Source organism: Rhodobacter sp. TJ_12 (assembly GCF_020023995.1).
Lineage (GTDB): Bacteria > Pseudomonadota > Alphaproteobacteria > Rhodobacterales > Rhodobacteraceae > Rhodobacter.
Genome location: NZ_NRRD01000009.1, coordinates 34,595 through 49,275, shown reverse-complemented (window position 1 = coordinate 49,275; position 14,681 = coordinate 34,595). Strand labels below are relative to the sequence as shown.

The 14,681-nt window shown below is 63.8% G+C and carries 12 protein-coding genes; 6 read left to right on the top strand and 6 right to left on the bottom strand.

Annotation, left to right across the window (positions count from 1 at the left end; all coding sequences use genetic code 11):
• Window positions 1-163: 163 nt before the first annotated feature.
• The 3 genes from CKO11_RS08740 to CKO11_RS08730 all read right to left on the bottom strand — a co-directional run bounded on the left by CKO11_RS08740 (window position 164) and on the right by CKO11_RS08730 (window position 3,242).
• Window positions 164-1,486, bottom strand: a complete 1,323-nt coding sequence (locus CKO11_RS08740; protein WP_223636586.1) for a TRAP transporter large permease — start codon at window positions 1,484-1,486, stop codon at window positions 164-166.
• 1 nt (window position 1,487) lies between these two features.
• Window positions 1,488-2,171, bottom strand: coding sequence for a TRAP transporter small permease (locus CKO11_RS08735; RefSeq protein WP_223636583.1), 684 nt, complete (start codon window positions 2,169-2,171; stop codon window positions 1,488-1,490).
• Between the two features lie 69 nt (window positions 2,172-2,240).
• Complete coding sequence (locus CKO11_RS08730) at window positions 2,241-3,242, bottom strand: TRAP transporter substrate-binding protein (RefSeq protein WP_223636580.1); 1,002 nt, start codon at window positions 3,240-3,242, stop codon at window positions 2,241-2,243.
• A gap of 127 nt (window positions 3,243-3,369) precedes the next feature.
• Between CKO11_RS08730 and CKO11_RS08725 the strand changes: the two genes are divergently transcribed.
• Both CKO11_RS08725 and CKO11_RS08720 read left to right on the top strand, forming a co-directional pair.
• The gene (locus tag CKO11_RS08725; protein WP_223636577.1) at window positions 3,370-5,358 is read left to right on the top strand and encodes a two-component system sensor histidine kinase NtrB; all 1,989 of its coding nucleotides are present in this window, start codon (window positions 3,370-3,372) and stop codon (window positions 5,356-5,358) included.
• On the top strand, window positions 5,355-5,954 hold the full coding sequence (locus CKO11_RS08720) for a response regulator transcription factor (RefSeq protein ID WP_223636574.1): 600 nt from the start codon (window positions 5,355-5,357) through the stop codon (window positions 5,952-5,954). The genes CKO11_RS08725 and CKO11_RS08720 overlap by 4 nt, the downstream gene beginning before the upstream one ends.
• Before the next feature lie 31 nt (window positions 5,955-5,985).
• Here the strand turns inward: CKO11_RS08720 and CKO11_RS08715 are convergent, their stop codons facing one another.
• Complete coding sequence (locus CKO11_RS08715) at window positions 5,986-6,729, bottom strand: TIM barrel protein (RefSeq protein WP_223636556.1); 744 nt, start codon at window positions 6,727-6,729, stop codon at window positions 5,986-5,988.
• A complete protein-coding gene (locus tag CKO11_RS08710; protein WP_223636553.1) occupies window positions 6,730-7,314 on the bottom strand; it encodes a DUF1285 domain-containing protein in 585 nt (194 codons plus the stop codon).
• Window positions 7,315-7,384: 70 nt separating this feature from the next.
• Between CKO11_RS08710 and CKO11_RS08705 the strand changes: the two genes are divergently transcribed.
• Genes CKO11_RS08705 through CKO11_RS08690 form a run of 4 tightly spaced genes read left to right on the top strand, consistent with a single transcriptional unit; the run spans window position 7,385 to window position 14,134 of the window.
• A complete protein-coding gene (locus CKO11_RS08705) occupies window positions 7,385-8,398 on the top strand; it encodes an AAA family ATPase (protein WP_223636550.1) in 1,014 nt (337 codons plus the stop codon).
• A gap of 32 nt (window positions 8,399-8,430) precedes the next feature.
• Window positions 8,431-9,303, top strand: coding sequence for a DUF58 domain-containing protein (locus CKO11_RS08700; protein ID WP_223636891.1), 873 nt, complete (start codon window positions 8,431-8,433; stop codon window positions 9,301-9,303).
• Complete coding sequence (locus CKO11_RS08695) at window positions 9,300-12,038, top strand: DUF4159 domain-containing protein (RefSeq protein ID WP_223636547.1); 2,739 nt, start codon at window positions 9,300-9,302, stop codon at window positions 12,036-12,038. The genes CKO11_RS08700 and CKO11_RS08695 overlap by 4 nt, the downstream gene beginning before the upstream one ends.
• Window positions 12,038-14,134 (top strand): hypothetical protein, encoded by a 2,097-nt coding sequence (locus CKO11_RS08690; RefSeq protein ID WP_223636875.1) that lies wholly within the window; start codon window positions 12,038-12,040, stop codon window positions 14,132-14,134. Before CKO11_RS08695 ends, CKO11_RS08690 begins: the two co-directional genes overlap by 1 nt.
• On the opposite strand, the gene CKO11_RS08685 is transcribed toward CKO11_RS08690, so the two are convergent.
• The gene (locus CKO11_RS08685; protein ID WP_223636535.1) at window positions 14,131-14,565 is read right to left on the bottom strand and encodes a DUF1489 family protein; all 435 of its coding nucleotides are present in this window, start codon (window positions 14,563-14,565) and stop codon (window positions 14,131-14,133) included. The genes CKO11_RS08690 and CKO11_RS08685 overlap by 4 nt on opposite strands.
• Between the last annotated feature and the right edge of the window lie 116 nt (window positions 14,566-14,681).

Sequence of the window (14,681 nt, the reverse complement as noted above, 5' to 3'; positions counted from 1 at the left end):
CCGTTTCGGCGCCACCATACCAGCCCCGGCGCGCCGGGCCACGCGCATTTCGGCGCAGTTTCGGCCGCCGATCAGCCCTGTGATATTGGGAAAGCCTCAGCAAGAAAACGCCGCGCCCGGTTGCCCGAACGCGGCGCCTGTTTGTTTGGTGCTTCGGGGAAGGCTACATGCCCAAAAGCCCCGGAAGCGTCAGCGTGATTGCCGGCACATAGGTGATAAGCACCAAGAAAACCAGCATCGTCAAAAGCCACGGCCAGACCGCCACCGTCAGTTCGGTAATACCCATCTTGGTGATGCCGCTCGCCACATAGAGGTTCAGCCCCACCGGCGGGTGACACATACCAACTTCCATGTTCACAACGATCATGATGCCGAAATGCACCGGGTCAATGCCCAGCCGGACCGCGACCGGGAACAGGATCGGTGCCATGATCAGCACGATGGACGAGGGCTCCATGAAGTTGCCCGCCGCCAACAGCAGCACGTTGACGATGATCAGGAACATCCACCAGTTCAGCCCGGCTTCCACCATCCAGTTGCCCAACGCTTGGGGGATGCCCTCATGCGTCATCAAGAAGGAGAACAGCACCGCATTGGTGATGATATAAAGCAGCATCGCCGACATGTTGGCCGAAGCCAGCAGCACGCGCGGCACGTCGCGCAAGGTCAGGTCTTTGTAGACGAAGACGGAGATGACGAAAGCATAGACCGCGCTCATCGCCGCTGCCTCAGTCGGGGTAAAGATGCCTGCATAGATCCCGCCGATCACGACGATGATCAGCAACAATCCCCACATGGCCTCGCGAAACGCGGTCCAACGCTCGCGGAAGCTGGCCTTAGGCAGACGCGGATAGTTGTTCTTGCGCGCCCGATACCATGTGGTGAAGGCCAGAAAGCCCGCGAGCATCGCGCCGGGCACCACGCCTGCGATGAACAATTCACCGACCGAGGCGGCATCGACCACCTCGCCATTTGGCCCTTCGACCAGCATGCCAGAGGTGGCGACCGCATACATCACCATCACGATCGAGGGCGGGATCAAAATGCCGAGCGCGCCCGACGTGGTGATGACGCCCGCGCCGAATTGCTTGGGGAAACCTTGCGCCACCATGGCGGGCAAGATCACCGAGCCGATGGCGACCACCGTCGCCGGGGACGACCCGGACACCGCAGCAAACAGCGCACAAGCAAACACGCCCGCCAACGCCAGACCACCATGCCAGTGCCCCACCGAGGCGGTGGCAAAATTGATCATCCGCTTCGCCACGCCGCCGTGGGTGAGGAAGTTGCCTGCCAGAATGAAGAACGGGATCGCCATGATCTCGAATTTCTCAATCCCGGTGAACAGCTTCAGCGCCACGGTATCGATCGGCACCTCGGTCATGGTGAACAGGAAGGTCAGCACCGTCAGGCCAAGCGAAATCGAGATTGGCATGCCGGTCAGCATCAGGGCGATCAGCAGCCCGAAAATGATCAAAGCGCTCATCTCACTTGTCCTTTTCTTTTTCGACAAGGTCGCGGGGCGTTAGCGGCGAATGCAGATAGGCATCGCCCAGCTCATCGATCCCCTCGTCTTCGACATCGACCCCATCGACATGGCCGTGGTCGTGATGCGGCAATTCCCCGGTGCGCGCGAAACTGACCGCCACCTGCAAAAAGCGAAAACACATCAACGAAGAGCCCAGCGGAATGGCGAGGTAGACAAGCCACATCGGCAGTTCGAGATCAGGCGAGATCGACGAGGCGTGATACATGTGGTTGACGAAATTCGCGCCCAGAACCGCGATAATTCCGGTGAAAAGTGCGCCGGCGGACAGCCCGAACAGGATGAAGAATTTGCGCTTCGTTGCATCCAGCCGGTTGATCAGCACGTCAATGCCGACGTGGATGCCAGTGCGCACCCCATAGGCCGCGCCGAATTTCGCCATCCAGACGAACAGGATAATCGTCAACTCCTGCGCCCAAACCAGATTGATGTTGCGCAATCCAAGATAGGCACTTTTGGCCATGGCTGCCGCATCGGGCATGTCATGCACGCGGAAGTAACGAACGAAATCGGCAATGAAGCCAAGAGCGAAGCGGTGTGTAACCGAGGCAAAGATGAGCACGGTCGCCGTCGCAATCAGCACGGCGATCAGCACTTCTTCGGCCCGGTCGAGGATGCGCATCATGGCGGCCCCCGTCAGGCTAAGTCATGGGAAAGGGCGGCCCCGTAAAGGGCCGCCCCGGTGAGTGGTGGTTTATTCGGCTGTTGCGGCTTTCACGGCGGCGATGGTGTCCGCGCCGATCCGGTCCGCCATTTCGTCATGGACCGGGGCCAGAACCTCGATCCACTGGGCGCGTTCATCGTCGGTCAACTCGTGGAACTCGGTCGTGCCGGTTTCCATCATCGCGGCCAGCGCTTTGTCGTTTTCTTCTTTGGCGATGCCGTTGGCATAGTCGGTCGCCTCGGCCATCGCTTTTTCAAGACCGGCGCGCACGTCTTCGGGCAGGCCGTCCCAGAATTGCTTGTTCACGATCACCGCATAGCCAAGGTAGCCATGATACGACAGCGTCGCATCCGACTGCACCTCGTTCATCTTCTGGGTATACATGTTCGACGGCGGGTTTTCGGTGCCATCCACAACGCCGGTTTGCAGCGCTTGATAGACTTCCGAGAAGGCCATGACCTGCGGCACCGCGCCCAGCGCGTTCATTTCCGCCTCAAGCACTTTCGAGGATTGAATGCGCATTTTCAGGCCCAGGAAATCATCGGGCACATGCAGCGGGCTGTTGGCCGACATGATTTTGAAACCGTTGTCCCAATAGGCCAGACCGGCAATGCCTTTGTCTTCAAGCTTTTCGAAAAGCATCTTGCCAACGTCGCCTTGGGTGACCTTGTGCAGTGCCTCATAGCTGGGGAAAATGAACGGCAGATCGAACACTTCGAAATCTTGCACACCGAGCGGGCCGAATTTCGCCAACGAGGGCGCCAGCATCTGCACCGCGCCCAGTTGCAGCGCCTCAAGCTCTTCTTTGTCTTTGTAAAGCTGGCTGTTGGGGTAGACCTCCACATCCACCGCGCCATCGGTGTAAAGCTCGGCCAGCTCCTCAAACTTGGCCGCGCCTTTGCCTTTGGGCGTGTCGGGGGCAACGACATGGCTGAACTTGAGCACGATCGGCTCGGCCACCGCGGGGGCGGCAAGGGTAAGGCTGAGGGCAGTGGCACCCGCAAGGGCACCCAGAATACGACGGGTCAACATATGATTCTCCTCCGGTGTCCGCATGGTTCAGCGGAATGCGGGCCTTATTGCGCAATAATCTTGCGCGACGCTATTGCGGCTTTCCGCAATCGCTATCCGTGATATGGGTCAGAGGAAAGGAAAGACCGTGTCAGCGCAGCCCGATCGCACAACCGGAGCGCCCCCCGGCGGGCCGGATATCTGGACCGTGCCCGAATTGCTCGGGCCGCGGCGGATTGACCTGCTTGCGCTGATCCCGCTGGTGGCGATTGTGGCCCTGGTCGCGCTGGTGGGCACGCTGGTTTTCCTTGTGGCGCAAGCAGATGCCACCCGCGCGCGCGCGAAACTGGCCACCGATGCGCTTTGGGTGGAACAAACCTTGCGTTTTCAGATGTCGGTCGATGAAGACCAGCTTGTGCGGCTTGCGCTGGATGCGGCGGGCGGCACGGCGCAGAATTTGCTGAATGCGCGCGCGCGGCTTCATGTCACCGCCAATCCCGAAACGCTGGGCATCCGCTGGTATGGGCGTGATGGACGTCTTGTCGCGGCATTGCCCGAAAGCCCAGATCAAGGAGAGGCGGCGCTGGCCGCACAATTGCTTGCTTCGGGGGCGATTACCGCGCGCCCGGTTTATGGCGCGGTGGAGGAAGGTCGCGTGTCGATGGCGCAGCGCATCTCGGCCAATGGCGGGGTGGTGGTCGCGACTGTCTCTTTGCCGATGATGCTTGAACGTCACATCCCGTGGTGGATCGCGGAACAATATGGCGTGCGGGTCACCGATGCCTCTGGCACCTTGGCCGAACGTGCGCGTCGCCCCTTTGATGCGCGCGCGCCACGCCATGGGATCAGTTTCGATCCGCCGCTTGCGGGCACCACGCTTGAAATCATGGCCTATGATGCGCCGCCGGTCTTTGGCCCCTCTGCCCTGATCGCGGCGATTGGGGCGCTGTCGGTCTTTGCCATTCTGGCGCTGGCTGCGCTGCACCGCAATGCCATGCGGCGGCGCAGTGCCGAAGAACGGCTGCATGCGGAAATGGCCTTTCGCCGCGCCATGGAAGAAAGCCTGACAGTGGGGATGCGGGCCAAGGATCTGCGCGGGCGCATCCTTTATGTGAACGCGGCCTTTTGCAAACTGGTCGGGCATAGCGCAGCGGATTTGATCGGGCGCGCCTCGCCAATGCCCTATTGGACGCCCGACACGATGGAAGAAACATTGGCCCGGCAACGCCAACTGGCCGAGGGCCCAGCGGTGCCACAAGCCTTTGAAACGCGTTTCAAACGCGCCGATGGCACCGAAATCGAGGTGCAGGTTTACGAAGCCCCGCTGATTGATGCGGCGGGCAAGCATCACGGCTGGATGGGCTCTATTATCGATATCACCGAAGCCAAGGGCGCTGCGCGGCGCGCCCGCGCCCAAGATGAAAGCCTTGCGCGCACCGGGCGACTGGTCACCTTGGGCGAGATGGCCTCGACGCTGGCGCATGAGCTGAACCAACCGCTGGCCGCGATCGCCTCTTATGCGGCGGGGGGGCTCAACCTTTTTGAAAAGGACGAGCCCGATCTGGCCATGCTGCAAAAAGCGTTCGAGAAAATGGCCGCGCAAGCGCGCCGGGCCGGGCAGATCATCCGCCGGGTGCAGGATTTCGTGAAAAAACGCACGCCGCAGCTTGGCCCGCTGGCGCTGCCCGAGGTGGTGGCGGATGCGATGGCGATGATGGCCCCGCTGGCACGGGAAAACCGCATCAAACTGGCCAGCCTGACCGAGGGGCGCATTCCGCCTGTTAATGCCGACCGGATCTTGATCGAACAGGTTCTGGTAAACTTGATCCGCAACGGGATCGAAGCGATGGCCGAGGGTCCGCGCACCGGCAATGATCTGACGGTTCGGCTAGCGCGCAGCGATCTGGCCGTGACTTTGGAGGTGATGGACCGGGGGCCGGGCATTTCCGCAACGGTCAGCCCCAACCTGTTCGACCCGTTCACCTCGACCAAATCCGAAGGCATGGGGATGGGGTTAAATATCTGCCGGTCGATCATCGAATTGCATCATGGGCGGCTGTCGCATAGCGCACGCCCAGAGGGCGGCACGACCTTCACCGTGACCCTGCCGCTATCCCCCGAAGGAGCCCCCGCATGAGCGACACCGTCCATATCGTCGATGACGAGGAAAGCCTGCGCGACAGCCTGTGTTTTCTGTTTGCGTCACGCGGGATCGCGGCGCGGGGCTGGCCCTCGGGCGAGGCGGTGCTCGAGGCTTGGCCGCTGCACGATTGCGGCTGTCTTATCTTGGATGTGCGAATGGAGGGCATGTCGGGGCCGCAATTGCTGGATGCGCTACAGGCTCAGACAAGCGCACAGCCCGTGCCGCCGGTGATCTTTCTGACCGGGCATGCCGATGTGCCGCTTGCGGTCGAGGCGTTGAAATCGGGCGCTTTTGACTTTGTCGAAAAACCGTTTAACGACAACCACATCGTCGATATCGCGCTAGAGGCGATGGCGGCCCATGCCGGGCGCTTGGCCGAGGCACAGGCCCGCGAGGCGGTCGAGGCACGCCGGGCCAGCCTGTCGGCCCGCGAAGCCGAGGTGATGGAGCTGATGCTGGAAGGCCTGATGAACAAGCAGATTGCCGAAAGCCTTGGCATCGCCATGCGCACCGTGGAACTGCACCGCTCGCGGGTGCTGGCAAAGATGGGCGCGCGCAATATTGCCGATCTGGCACGGATGATTTCTTGATTTCAGAAAAGACTGAAGCAACTGACAAACATCACTTCTTTAAGACCGAAAGCCAATCCAACTCTGCGGCGGTGGTCAGCTTTGGCACATAATCCGCGCTGATCCAGCCTTTGAACTTATCTTTCGACACCTGTTTTAAAAACCCAGCCAAATCCATCCCATCGCTGCCCGGCATGGCCCGATCTGGCGCGGCGGCAAGGCGGATCAGCTTCACCTGCGGGGCAAAGCGGGTCCATAGCGCCAAGGGCTGCGCCCCCAAAAGCACGGCCTCACAGCTATCGCACACAAGGCCCAGGTTGGGCTGGGCCACGGCGTCCAGCACCTTTGCGACCTGATCATAATCGGACAGGAAATCGCCCGCTTTATAGGGCGCAATCGCAAACACCCGCTTGGGCGCAGCTGCGCAGGCCCAGCGCAGGTTCGCCAACAAAGTATCCAGATCGCCGTCTGGCCCCGCGCGCAATTCGACCACGGTGGGTTTGAGCACATCAGCATAGCGTGTCATGCGCTTGAAATCGCGTTGGAACCTGTCCTGCCCGCCCGATGTCGCGGCAAAACCGGGCAGCGCGCCCGTGTAATTGGGCGGCGGCGCCTGCATCGCCGCTAACACAAGACCGTTCATCACCAGCCGGTCGCGCAAATCCTGCACCGGCCCGTCATAGGGGGCGGGCAAGCTGATCCCCCCAAACCCCGCCGCCTGCGCCGCACCGAACCGCGCCGCCTCGGGCAGTTCTTGAAACAGCGTTGACAGATCAGCGGCGAGGCGCAGCCGCATCTAAAGATCCGCCATCCGCGTGATCGGGAAAAAGGCCCCGTTCGAGGTCAAACCCAGCCAGTCTTCGCCTGCATGCGGTCCAGGCTTGGCCAGATCGACCAGCCGATAAAACGTCTTGCGGTCGATCCGCGCCTCCAGCCCGCGGCGCACATGCACATAGGGCCGCGGTTCACCATCTTCGGCAAATTGAACCCGGATCGGATTGTCCGGCCCGGCAGCCACGCGGTCACCGACGTTTGTGGTGAACGTCAGCGCCTCGTTCTCGGCCACACAATCCACCGCGATGAAGGGCGCGTCTTCCACCCGGATGCCGACCTTCTCGACCGGCGTGACCAGAAAATAGCGCCCCTCTTCCAGCTTCAGGATCGAGGCGAACAGCTTCACCAAAGCCTCCCGTCCGATGGGCGTGCCTTGATAAAACCACGTCCCATCCTTGCGGATTTCCATATCCAAATCGCCGCAAAAGGGCGGATTCCACAGATGCACCGGCGGCGGGCCTTTTTGGGTGGCGGCGCTTGCGGCCTTGGCCAAACCATCGGCGCTGGGGGGCTTCACGGTGTTTTGTGGGTCGGATCGCTCGGTCATCGGCTCTTTGCGGTTGGGGAAAGGGCAGTTACATGTTTTCCTGATCCTAACGCGCAACCGGAGCCCTGTCATGAGTGAGACCGAAACCCTCGTCGCCGATATCGACCGCCTCGGCGCGAAGCTCGCCTCGGCGCGGGCCTCGGTGAACCGTCGTTTCATCGGGCAAGAAAGGGTGGTGGAGTTGACACTGTCCGCCATGCTGTCGGGCGGGCATGCGCTTTTGGTCGGTCTGCCGGGGCTGGGCAAGACGATGCTGGTGGACACGCTTGCCACGGTGATGGGCCTTGCGCCCGCGCGCATTCAGTTCACCCCCGATCTGATGCCCGCCGATATTCTGGGGTCCGAAGTGCTGGAAACCGCCGCCGATGGCAGTAGGGCCTTTCGCTTTTTGGAAGGGCCGATTTTTTGCCAATTGCTGATGGCCGATGAAATCAACCGCGCCAGCCCGCGCACGCAATCGGCATTGCTGCAAGCGATGCAGGAACGTGAAGTCACGGTCGCTGGCGTGCATCGCCCGCTTGGCCCGCCCTTCCATGTGCTGGCCACGCAAAACCCGATCGAGCAAGAGGGCACCTATCCGCTGCCCGAGGCGCAGCTTGACCGCTTTTTGGTGCAGATCGATGTCGATTATCCGACCCGGGCCACCGAACGCGATATCTTGCTGGCCACCACAGGGGTCGACACTGCGGCGGCGGTGCAGATCTTTTCCAGCGAAGAGCTGATCGCCGCGCAAGCTTTGGTGCGGCGCATGCCGGTGGGCGATACGGTGATCGAGGCGATCTTGGATTTGGTGCGCGCTTGCCGCCCCGGCGAGCCCGAAGCCCGCGCCGTGGTGCGCGACAGCCTCGCTTGGGGCCCGGGGCCACGCGCGGCGCAGGCGCTGATGCTGACGGTACGGGCGCGCGCGCTTTTGAACGGGCGTCTTGCCCCGTCGATTGCCGATGTGGCGGCGCTGGCGCGCCCGGTGCTCAGCCACCGCATGGCGCTGACCTTTGCCGCCCGTGCGCGGGGCGAAACGCTTTCTTCCGTAATCGCGCGCGTTGTGACCGAAGTTCTGGGCGATGCCGCCGAGGATGCTGCGTGAGCGATCCGGGGCATGACGCCGCAGCGCGCGAAATGCGCCGCGCCGCCGAAACCGAGGCGGCCGCCCTGCCCGCGCTTTTGATTGCGGCGGAACATCTGGCCAATACCGTACAGATGGGCGGCCACGGTCGGCGCCGCACTGGCCCGGGCGAAGAGTTTTGGCAATATCGCGCGGCCCATTCGGGCGATGCGGCGCGCTTTGTGGATTGGCGCCGCTCGGCCCGGTCGGACACACAATTCATTCGTGAACGCGAAATGCAAACCGCGCAATCGCTACATCTTTGGGTCGATCCGGCGGCGTCAATGCGCTTTACCGGCGCCGCGACGGGGCGCGCCGCGCGACCCGAAAAACGTGACCGCGCGCAGCTTTTGGCGCTGGCGCTTGGCATCTCGGCATTGCGCGCGGGCGAGCGGGTCGGGCTGGCCAGCCCGCTTGCCCCGCCCCGCCCGGGCAAGGCGCATCTTTTGACCTTGGCGCAGGCGCTGACCTCCGAAACGGCGGACACAGATTATGGCACGCCTGATCTTACGGCGGTGGCCCCGCAATCCGAAGTGGTTCTGATTTCCGACTTCCTTGGCCCGCCCGAAGGGATTGAGACCGCACTGACCGGTGTGGCCGATCACGGGGTGAAAGGGGCACTTTTGCAAGTGCTGGACCCGGCCGAGGAAGACTTTCCCTATGACGGGCGCACGATCTTCACATCGATCGGCGGGGCAGTGCAGTTTGAAACGCGCGAGGCAGCCGGGCTGCGCGCGCGCTACCGCGACCGGCTTGCCGAACGGCGCGACAGGCTGGAAACGCTGGCGCTGCGCACGGGCTGGGCCTTTTCCACCCATCACACTGGCGCGCCCGCACAAGCGGCCCTTTTGTGGCTACATGGTGCACTTGGGGGGGCGCGGCGATGATGACGCTCGGCCCGCTTGGCTTCACGGCCCCTTGGATCTTGCTTGGCTTGGCCGCGCTGCCCGCGCTGTGGTGGCTGTTGCGTGCCGTGCCGCCCGCGCCGATCCGGCGCCGCTTCCCGGGGGTGGTTCTGCTTTTGGGGCTGCCCGATGCAGACACGCAGGCCGAACGCACCCCGTGGTGGCTATTGGCCCTGCGGATGCTGGCGATGGCTGCGGCAATCATTGGCTTTGCCGGACCGGTGCTGAACCCCGATCCGCAACCAGTAACAAAAGGGCCGCTTTTGATCGTGGTGGATGGCAGTTGGGCCTCGGCGCGCGATTGGCCACGCCGGGTTGAGCGGATCTCGCGCGCCTTGGACGAGGCAGCAACAGCGGGCCGCCCCGTGGCGCTGATAAACCTGTCAGACCCGCCGCCAAGCCCCCCGCCCTTTACCGAGGCCAGCACGCTCAAACGGGGGCTGCCGGGGCTGCAACCGCAGCCCTGGGAACCGGCAATGGAGCTTGATCCCGCGCAGGTGCTGCCAACCGGACGGTTTGACACGCTATGGCTGTCGGACGGGCTGGTGCGGCAAATGCGGGCGCCGCTGCGGCAGGCGCTTTCGGCGCACGGGCGGCTGGCGGTCTGGCAACCTGCCACGCCCGTGTTGGCACTGGGCGCTGCGACGGTAGAAGGCCGCTTGCTACACCTGCCCGTTCAGGCCTCGGCCCCCGTGGCGCGGGCGCTGGATGTGGTGGCCTTTGGCACCGACCCCGCCGGGGTGGAACGCGAATTGGCGCGGGTGCCGCTGACGCTTGAAAACACCACGGAAGCGCGCGCCGAATTCGACCTGCCACCGGAATTGCGCAACAGGATCAGCCGGTTCGAAATCTCAGGCCAACGCAGCGCCGGGGCGGTCAGCTTGACAGATGATGCGCAAAAACGGCGCAAGGTGGCGCTGATTGCCGGATCCACCGCGCGTGAAGGGCTCGAACTGCTTGCCCCCACCCATTACCTGCGCGAAGCGCTTGCCCCCAGCGCCGATCTGATCGAGGCAACACTGCTGGATGCCTTGGCGACCAAGCCAGATGTGGTGATCTTGGCCGACATCGGCGCGGTGGCCGAGGCGGACCGGCTGGCCGAATGGCTTGAAGAGGGCGGGCTTTTGATCCGCTTTGCCGGGCCGCGTCTGGCGGCGGCGGAAACCGGAAATGACCCGCTTTTGCCGGTGATGCTGCGTCAAGGCGGGCGCGCGATTGGCGGCACGATGAGCTGGGGCGAACCGCGCCGGATCGCCCCCTTTGACGCGACATCGCCCTTTGCCGGGCTGGTGGTGCCCGACGAGGTGACGGTCCGCGAACAGGTGATGGCCGAACCCGGCCCCGACTTGCCCGATCATACCATCGCAGCGCTGGCCGATGGCACACCGCTGGTGACCCGAACAGCCTTTGTGCAAGGGGAAATCGTGCTGTTTCACGTCACCGCCAATGCCGAATGGTCGAACCTGCCGCTCTCAGGGCTGTTTCCGCAAATGCTGGAACGGCTTTCGGTGCTGGCGCGCCCGGTCGCGCCCTCAGCCGAAGATCTGGCCGGGCAGGTCTTTACCCCGCTCAAGCGGCTGGATGGCTTTGGTGCGCTCTTCACCGCCGAGGCCGCCGCAGGCGTTGCAGGCGAGGCGTTGGCCGAAGGCCCGCCCGGACCGGCGCTGCCGCCCGGCCTTTACGGGGTCGAGGGGCGGGTGCTTGCGCTGAATGCTTTGCCGGCGGGGCGGCAACTCGCCCCGGCAAGCTGGCCCGAAACGGTGACGGTCGAGGGCGATCTGGCCCCGCGCCAGACTCGGCTGCAAGGGCCGCTTCTGACCGCAGCCCTTGCGGCGCTCTTGCTTGATATTCTGGCCACGCTCACGCTTTCGGGGCGGTTGCGCGGCGCCCGCGCCATGGTGCTGATCGGGCTGGCGCTGGGGCTTGCCCCGCTCGACACCCGCGCGCAAGACGCCACTATGAGCGACGCCCGCGCGATTGCCGCTGCCGACAATGTGGTGCTGGCTTATATGCCCTCGGGCGATGCGCAGATGGATGCGGTGTCCGAGGCCGGGCTGCGCGGCCTCAGCACGATCTTGACCCGGCGCACCACTGTTGAGCCCGCGCCACCAATGGCGCTGGATCTGGAGACCGATGATCTTGCACTTTTCACCCTGATTTATTGGCCGATCAGTGCCGCCTCGCCCAGCCCCTCGCCCATGGGCTACGCAAAACTGAACCGGTTTTTGCGCGGGGGCGGGATGATCCTGTTTGACACGCGCGACGCCGATCTGTCGGGCTTTGGCACCGCGACCGAGGCGGGGCAACGGCTGCAAATTCTGGCCGCGCCGCTTGATATTCCACCGCTTGCGCCGTTGCCCGCCGATCACGTGCTGACCCGCGCGTTCTACTTGCTGCAAACCATGCCCGGGCGCTATGACGGGCCGATCTGGGTCGAGGCTGCGCCTTTGGATGCCGAACAGGTCGCGGGGATGCCGTTTCGCAACCTTAATGACGGGGTGACCCCGGTGGTGATTGGCGGCAATGACTGGGCCGCCGCTTGGGCAGTAGACGACACCGGCCAGCCGATGTTTCCGGTCGGGCGCGGCTCGGCGGGCGAGCGACAGCGCGAGATTTCTTGGCGCTTTGGCGTCAACCTTGTGATGCATGTGCTGACCGGCAATTACAAATCCGATCAGGTGCATGTGCCCGCGCTTTTGGAAAGGCTGGGGCAATGATGGGCGGCACGATCACCTTTGCGCCAATGCTCCCTTGGCCCGTTCTGGCGGGGATCGCAGCTCTGGCGTTGATCTTACTGGGGATTGCGCTGTGGCGTGGGCTTGCGGGCTGGGCGCTGCGCGCGCTGGCGGTGGCGGCGCTGTTGGCGGCGCTGGCCCAACCCGCGCTTCAGACCGAAGAGCGCACGCCGCTGTCGGATATCGTGCTTTTGATCGATGACCGCTCTGCCTCGCAACAGATCGCGGATCGTGCGGATCAGACTGAAGCGGCCCTTGCGGGAATGGCGGCGCAGATCACCGCGCTGCCCAACACCGAATTGCGGCGCGCCACTGTGCCCGATGATCCGGGCAATGCGGGCACACTTTTGGGCAGCACGCTGACCGAGGCCTTGGCCGCAGAGCCACGCGGGCGCGTGGCCGGGGTCATCGTGATCTCGGACGGGCGGCTGCACGACCCCGAGGCTTTGCCCGATCCGCCCGCGCCGCTGCATTTGCTGCGCACCGGTCGTGCCAGCGATTGGGATCGGCGGCTGTTCATCGAAACCGCCCCCGCCTTTGGCATCATCGGCGAAGAAACGGTGATCCGGCTGCGGATCGAAGACAGCGGCGCGGTGCCTGCCGCGGCTGGGCAACTGGCTGTGCTGACCATCGCCATCGATGGCGGCGATCCGCAGCAATATACGGTCGAGGTGGGACAAAATCTGGAATTGCCGCTTGTGTTGAAACATGGCGGGCAGAATGTGGTGCAGTTCACGCTTGCCCCGACGCCGGGCGAATTGACCACCCGCAATAATGCCGCCGTGGTGCAGATCAATGGCGTGCGCGACCGGCTGCGGGTGCTTTTGGTGTCGGGCCAGCCGCATGCGGGGGAACGCACGTGGCGCAATCTGCTGAAATCCGATGCCGGGGTCGATCTGGTGCATTTCACCATCCTGCGCCCGACCGAAAAGCATGATGGCACGCCGGTCTCCGAGCTTTCGCTAATCGCCTTCCCGACGCAGGAACTGTTCATGGATAAGATCGACGAATTCGATCTGATCATCTTTGACCGCTACGCCGCGCGGGGCATTTTACCCGCCGCCTATTTCGAAAACATCCGCGCTTATGTCGAACGCGGCGGTGCGATTCTTGTGTCTGCCGGACCTGAATTCGCCACGGTGGAAAGCCTGTGGCAAACGCCTTTGGGCACCATCTTGCCCGCGCGCCCGACGGGGCAGGTATTTTCCGAAGGCTTCTTGCCCCGGCCAACCGAACTTGGCCTGCGCCATCCGGTCACCGCTGGGCTTGAGGGCGCGCCACCGGTCGAAGGGGCACCACAGGAGCCGCATTGGGGCCGCTGGCTGCGCCAGATCGCGCTGTCTGGGGCCACCGGGCAGGTGGTGATGCAGGGGCTGCAAGGGTCGCCGCTTTTGGTGCTGTCGCGTGCGGGCGAAGGGCGCGTCGCGCTTTTGGGGTCGGATCATTCGTGGTTGTGGGATCGCGGCTTTGAAGGCGGGGGGCCGCAACTCGAACTGCTGCGCCGGATCGCGCATTGGGCGATGAAAGAACCCGATCTGGAAGAAGAGGCGCTTCAGGCAGAGGTGCGCCCCGGCACGCTGGACCTGACGGTCACCCGACGCACGATGAAAGACACGGTCGGCCCGCTGATCATTGCCGGCCCCGAAGGGAACACCGAGGAATTGACCCTGCCCGAGGTCGAGCCGGGCCGGTTCAGCGATACGTGGCAAGCCCCCGGTGCCGGGCTTTACCGGCTGAAGCAAGACGATCTGGAGCGGGTCGTGGCGCTTGGCCCCGCCAGCCCCAAGGAGTTTGAAAGCCCCGTGGCCTCTGGCGCGGCTTTGGCGCCGCTGCTCGCCGCGACAGGCGGGGCGGATATGGCGGTGGAGGATGGGCTGCCCACGCTGCGGCAGGTGCGTCCGGGCGCGCCTGCGTCCGGACGTGGCTGGATCGGCATCACCCCACGCGACGTTTATGACGTGACCGATATCCGCCTGAACGCGCTTTTGCCCGGTTGGGCATGGCTCGTTCTGGCGGCCGGGTTCAGCCTTTGGGCGTGGCTGCTGGAAGGGCGCCGCAAATCCGTCGCGCGGGCCTAGCGCAACCCAATCTCGGACAACATGGCCTGCAATTCACGCGGCAACGGCTCTTCTCGCGCGGCGCTTTTGCGCAGATCGGGCGGGGCATCACTGGCCGGGAAATAGCGCCACCCCTGAAACGGGCGGCGCGGCACCGCTTCGGTGCGGATCACGTTCTTGTCGAGCACGAAGGCACAGCGCGTCACCCCATCGGCCCCGGTGACGGGTTGCAGCTCCAAAATGCGCTGCCGGGCGAGAATCACCCCCTTGATCACCCAGTAAAGCGAGCCGCCCGCCAGCACTTCTTCCGCGCGCTTAGGCCACATCCGGGTGATATGGACCGCCGATCCATTACCAAAATGCGCCTTTTGCCATGCAATCAGGTCCTCGACGCTTTCCGCACCGACACAGAGTTTCAGGATATGCAGCGCTTCGCTTGCGGATTCCGTCATTTCGTCTTTCCCCTTCGGACGATCCACAATATAGGGGCGCCTCGCCAAGGGCAACGCCGGGTCTCCGACCTTGCCACACGAGCACCGCCACCCTATCGTAAACGCCTTCCCGCCAG

What these genes read in the sequence shown, in the direction of transcription:
- CKO11_RS08705 (WP_223636550.1), top strand. Translation starts at nt 7,385, where the DNA reads ATGAGTGAGACCGAAACCCTCGTCGCCGATATCGACCGCCTCGGCGCG.
- CKO11_RS08735 (WP_223636583.1), bottom strand. Translation starts at nt 2,171, where the DNA reads ATGATGCGCATCCTCGACCGGGCCGAAGAAGTGCTGATCGCCGTGCTG.
- CKO11_RS08700 (WP_223636891.1), top strand. Translation starts at nt 8,431, where the DNA reads ATGCGCCGCGCCGCCGAAACCGAGGCGGCCGCCCTGCCCGCGCTTTTG.
- CKO11_RS08685 (WP_223636535.1), bottom strand. Translation starts at nt 14,565, where the DNA reads ATGACGGAATCCGCAAGCGAAGCGCTGCATATCCTGAAACTCTGTGTC.
- CKO11_RS08715 (WP_223636556.1), bottom strand. Translation starts at nt 6,729, where the DNA reads ATGCGGCTGCGCCTCGCCGCTGATCTGTCAACGCTGTTTCAAGAACTG.
- CKO11_RS08690 (WP_223636875.1), top strand. Translation starts at nt 12,038, where the DNA reads ATGGGCGGCACGATCACCTTTGCGCCAATGCTCCCTTGGCCCGTTCTG.
- CKO11_RS08710 (WP_223636553.1), bottom strand. Translation starts at nt 7,314, where the DNA reads ATGACCGAGCGATCCGACCCACAAAACACCGTGAAGCCCCCCAGCGCC.
- CKO11_RS08740 (WP_223636586.1), bottom strand. Translation starts at nt 1,486, where the DNA reads ATGAGCGCTTTGATCATTTTCGGGCTGCTGATCGCCCTGATGCTGACC.
- CKO11_RS08695 (WP_223636547.1), top strand. Translation starts at nt 9,300, where the DNA reads ATGATGACGCTCGGCCCGCTTGGCTTCACGGCCCCTTGGATCTTGCTT.
- CKO11_RS08730 (WP_223636580.1), bottom strand. Translation starts at nt 3,242, where the DNA reads ATGTTGACCCGTCGTATTCTGGGTGCCCTTGCGGGTGCCACTGCCCTC.
- CKO11_RS08720 (WP_223636574.1), top strand. Translation starts at nt 5,355, where the DNA reads ATGAGCGACACCGTCCATATCGTCGATGACGAGGAAAGCCTGCGCGAC.